The sequence below is a fragment of the Pseudomonas sp. GW456-E7 genome (genome assembly GCF_059424105.1).
The window spans coordinates 1-4,460 of record NZ_JBWKZB010000105.1 but is presented as its reverse complement, the minus strand read 5'-3'; the positions used below and the strand labels follow the sequence as shown (position 1 = coordinate 4,460).

General features: G+C 62.4%; 4 protein-coding genes and 1 pseudogene. All 5 read left to right on the top strand.

The window, feature by feature from the left end; translation table 11 throughout:
* On the top strand, nt 1-454 hold a 454-nt coding region (locus AC07YV_RS29720), incomplete at its 5' end, for a hypothetical protein (RefSeq protein ID WP_102702825.1).
* A 130-nt stretch (nt 455-584) separates the two neighbouring features.
* A complete protein-coding gene (locus tag AC07YV_RS29715) occupies nt 585-1,427 on the top strand; it encodes a DUF6502 family protein (protein WP_102702824.1) in 843 nt (280 codons plus the stop codon).
* Complete coding sequence (locus tag AC07YV_RS29710) at nt 1,424-3,127, top strand: DUF5666 domain-containing protein (protein WP_102702823.1); 1,704 nt, start codon at nt 1,424-1,426, stop codon at nt 3,125-3,127. Before AC07YV_RS29715 ends, AC07YV_RS29710 begins: the two co-directional genes overlap by 4 nt.
* 102 nt (nt 3,128-3,229) lie before the next feature.
* The gene (locus tag AC07YV_RS29705; RefSeq protein WP_102702822.1) at nt 3,230-3,979 is read left to right on the top strand and encodes a hypothetical protein; all 750 of its coding nucleotides are present in this window, start codon (nt 3,230-3,232) and stop codon (nt 3,977-3,979) included.
* Between the two features lie 301 nt (nt 3,980-4,280).
* Nucleotides 4,281-4,460, top strand: a pseudogene (locus tag AC07YV_RS29700) (hypothetical protein); the annotation flags it as partial.

Sequence of the window (4,460 nt, the reverse complement as noted above, 5' to 3'; positions counted from 1 at the left end):
TGGTGGTGGTGGTGGTGGTAACGGCGGTGGCGGGGGTGGAAGCCACGGTGGCAACGGCGGTGGTGGTAGCAGTAGTGGAGGCCACGGTGGCAACGGCGGTGGCAGTAGTGGAGGCCACGGTGGTAACAGCGGTGGCAATGGCGGCAACAGTGGCCATAGCGGCAGCGACCATGGGAATGGCGATGGGAATTCAGGCCATGCGGGTACTGGAAACTCGAACTCCGGTCGCAGTGGCACCCATGCAGAACCGGGTGACGACCATGGCGTTCACGTCGGTGGCGAGCCAGGTGACGATCACGGCGTTCACGTCGGTGGCGAGCCAGGTGACGATCACGGCGTTCATGTCGGCGGCGAGCCAGGTGACGATCATGGCGTTCACGTCGGCGGCGAGCCGGGTGACGACAAGGGCGTCCACACCGGCGGCGAACCCGGCGATGACAACAGCCGGACCTGAAGCAGCCTGATGCCCCATGCAGAACCCGGGAGACCGGTTTTGCATGGGGGCACGTAAAAAATACTGCCTGCATTCATGGGATTATTTCCCACGCAGCTATACTGGGGTTAACTGTCCGGGAATGCGCTGAATGCAATCGACTACCTTGCCCACCTCGCTCCTCAAAGCCCTGCGCCATGTCATGCGGCCGCTGGTACGCCTGATGCTGCGCAAAGGCGTCACGTACCTGGTTTTCGCCGACCTGCTCAAGGAGGTGTTCGTCGATGTGGCGGACCGTGAGTTCCGTCTGGGCGACAAGGCTCCGACCGACAGCCGCATCAGCCTGCTCACCGGTGTGCATCGCAAGGACGTACGGCGTTTGCGCAACACTGGCGACCCCGCTACTTCCACGCTTCCGGAAAACATCACCTTCGGTGCGCAGCTGGTCAACGCCTGGAACAGCGCTCCCTTCTGCAACGACGCCGGCCAGCCGCTGGCGCTGCCTCGCTTGGCCAGTGTCGGCGGCGACCGTTCCTTCGATGCCCTGGTGGCGAAGGTCAGCACGGATATCAGGGCGCGGGTGGTGCTGGACGAGTGGCTGCGCCTGGGCGTCGTGCGCCTTGACGAACAGGAGCGTGTGCACCTCGAAGCCCAGGCCTTCGTGCCGCAAAAGGGTTTCGATGAGAAAGCGGCTTACCTGGGGCATAACCTGCACGATCATGCCTGCGCTGCGGTACACAACTTGAGCAGCGAAGGCCCGGCCTTTTTTGAACGCAGCGTCCACTATGACGCACTGGCCCCGATGAGCGTCGAGGCGCTGCGCGAGGCCGTTGCCAGCGAGGGAATGCAGGCCCTGTTGAGCTTCAATCGACTCGCCGCCGAGCTGGAGTTTCGCGACCTGCCCAGCCTCGAACCGCGCCAGCGCATCACGGTCGGCCTGTACTTCTACACTGAACCTTGCGATCCCAACTCACCGACGGCTCCCAAGCCATGACCATCCATCTGCGCCTGATTCGAGCAGCCGCCCTCGCTCTGGGCCTCGGGTTTGCGATTGTGTTGCAAGCCGCGCCGGCCTGTGTCAGCCAGAATGACGCGGGCAGCAGTGAAGTGCCGCTCATCCAGGCTCCGGGTGGCACCGGCGGCACGGGCGCGGCGCCTGGCGGCATGGGCGGTACGGGCATCGGCACCGACAACGGCGGAATGGGCGGTACCGGCGCACCGCTGAACAAACGCCCCGGGGGCATTGGCGGCACCGGTGCCGTCGCCGGCGGCGTGGGTGGCACGGGCATCAGCAACGACAACGGCGGGATCGGTGGCACCGGCATTGTCGGCACCATCACCGGGTTCGCCTCGATCTGCGTCAATGGCGTGGAAGTGCACTTCAACAAAAACGTCCCTGTGAGTGAGAACGGCATTGCCGCCACCAGCACTCGCCTGGCAGTAGGCCAGGTGGTTGCCGTGGAAGCGTTCAATTCCCGGCGCGGTCTGGAGGCCGGGCGCATTTCTATCCTGCATGTCTACGAAGGCCCTTTGACAGCCCTGCCCAGAGACTCCATGCCCATGCGTGTCATGGGCCAACCGGTACGCCTGGCCAACGGTGCTCAAGTCGCTCCCGGCCTGCGTGCGGGTGATCCCGTACGGGTCAGCGGGCTGCGCGATGCCCGGGGTGAAGTGGTGGCCAGCCGCATTGACCGCGCGCCCGGCCTCAAGGAGGCCAGCGCCATCGGCCCGGTCGATCGCAGCGGTTATCTGCAGGGGCTCAAACTCGGCAACCATCCGGGGCCGGCGCAGGAAATGCTGGTGCGCGGCCAGTGGTCGGGCCGCGAACTGGAGGTGAGCCAGAGTCGCCCCGACCCGAGCCTGCCGTTCATTGGCCGGGCGCACAATGCGGTGATCGAGGGCCTGGTACAGGGCCGGCAGGACCGTCGCCTGGTGGTGGGTGGCTTCAATGTGACGATGGCGAGCGACACCGTGTTTGTCGGTGTGCAGTCTTCGCAGCTGACGCTGGATCGACGCGTGCGGGTTACCGGCGTGTTCAGCGGCGCGCGGGAGGTACAGGCCACGCGTATCGAATTGCCTCGCGAGCGCTCCGATTCACCCGCCAGCAACCAGCACGGGCGGGTTCGAAACAGCGAGCAAAACACGGACGACTCAAGCGGCTCGGGCCATTCGGGCAGCTCGGACGATTTCAACAGCGCCAACGACTCGAGCGACTCGAGCGGCTCCAACAGCTCTGGCAACTCGCGGGATTCGGGGAACTCGGGCAGTGACAGGAGTGGCCGCTCCGAGAGCGGTGGCAGCGTCGTCGACGATACGCGCCACGGGGGCAATGATAGTCATGGCGGTGGCGACAGGATCGAACGCGTGGATGTGGATGTGGATGTGGATGTGGACGTTGACGTAGACGTGGACAAGTCCGGCAAGTCAGAGCGTGTCGAGAAGGTCGAACAATCCGGCAAAGTCGAGAGAGTGGAGAAGGTAGAGAAGGTAGAGAAGGTAGAGAAAGTCGAAAAAGTCGAACGTCCGGAGAAAGTCGAGAAAGTCGAGAAAGTCGATCGGCCAGAAAAGGTTGAGAAAGTAGACAAGGTTGATCGGCCAGAAAAAGTCGAGAAGGTCGAAAAAGTAGAGAAAGTAGAAAAAGTAGAAAAAGTCGAGACCATTGAAAAAGTCGACCGCTCTGGCAAGTCGGGTTAAACAGTGAAGGCATGATGCACTTGCGCCATAAGTCACTAGGCTGTGTAAGTCACGCAACAAAGCCTGCGTGTGAACTTCGATGACGCAAGACACGAGGTGAACATGGACCCCAAGCGCATCCTGCTCGTCGGTTGGCTGGCCAGCCTGGCCTTGCCGGCCCTGGCCGATACCTTCTCGACCTCGATCGGAACCGACTACTCCCGGGGCGATTATGGCACCGGCACGACTTCCGAAACCTGGTACGTCCCGCTGGTCGGCAAATACGAAACCGGTCCCATGACCTACAAGCTCACTGTGCCCTGGCTGCGCATCACCAATCCTTCGGTCGGCCCTGACGGCGAGCCGTTGCCCGGCGGTTGCGACAAAGTCGAAAGCGGTTTGGGCGACACTGTCGCCGGTGCCGACTATGCCGTGCTTGACGGCAACATCGGCGGGCTGTTCGTGGACCTGATCGGCAAGGTCAAGCTGCCCACAGCCGACGAAGACAAGTGCCTGGGCACCGGCAAAACCGACTATTCCGCCCAGGTCGATGTCGCCAAAGCCTTCGGCCGGGTGACCGGGTTCGCCACGCTGGGCTGGAAAAAATTCGGCGATCCGTCAGGCTCCGACTTCGACAACCCGATATTCGCCGGCCTGGGCTTCGCCATGCCCGTGTACGCGCGCACTACGGCGGGAGTGTCCTACGACTGGCGGCAGAAGGTCGTATCCACGGGCGACCAGATCAAGGAACTCACCCTCTTCCTCACGCACAAGCTCAATCAGAACTGGAAATTTCAGTTGTATGCCGTCAAGGGGTATTCCGATGCGAGCCCGGATGGCGAGGCTGGACTGGTGTTCACCCACACCTACTGATACCCGCCTGTTTCCCGGCCCTGATGCGCTTAGTCGTTTCAACCCAGGCCTGCGCCTGCTCCAGTCCTGATGTTCGGTCGTTGACACGCGGGCTGACAGAACTAATCTATAGGTGTGGGAATATTTCCCACGCACAGATGCCGACTGGCTCTGAAGGATCGTTCGGAAACCGCAGTTGCTTGTTTTTGCTGCAAATTAATGGCCGTGCCGGTTGGCTGGCCGCTCCAATGGGCGGCCGGGAACTCACTGGACATTGCGTTCGATACGGACATGACTACGCAACTCCAAGCGGAGGTGCATCATGCTTCTAAAAAAATGTTTGTTGGCCCTGGCAATTGGCGCAGTCCTGTCTGCATCGACTGTGCTGGTGCCCGATTATGTCGGTAGCTTCTCCAGCGTGCATGCCAAAGATGGCGGCAGCGGTGGTGGCGGCAGCGGAGGAGGCGGAGGAGGCAACGGAGGCGGTGGCGGTCACGGTGGT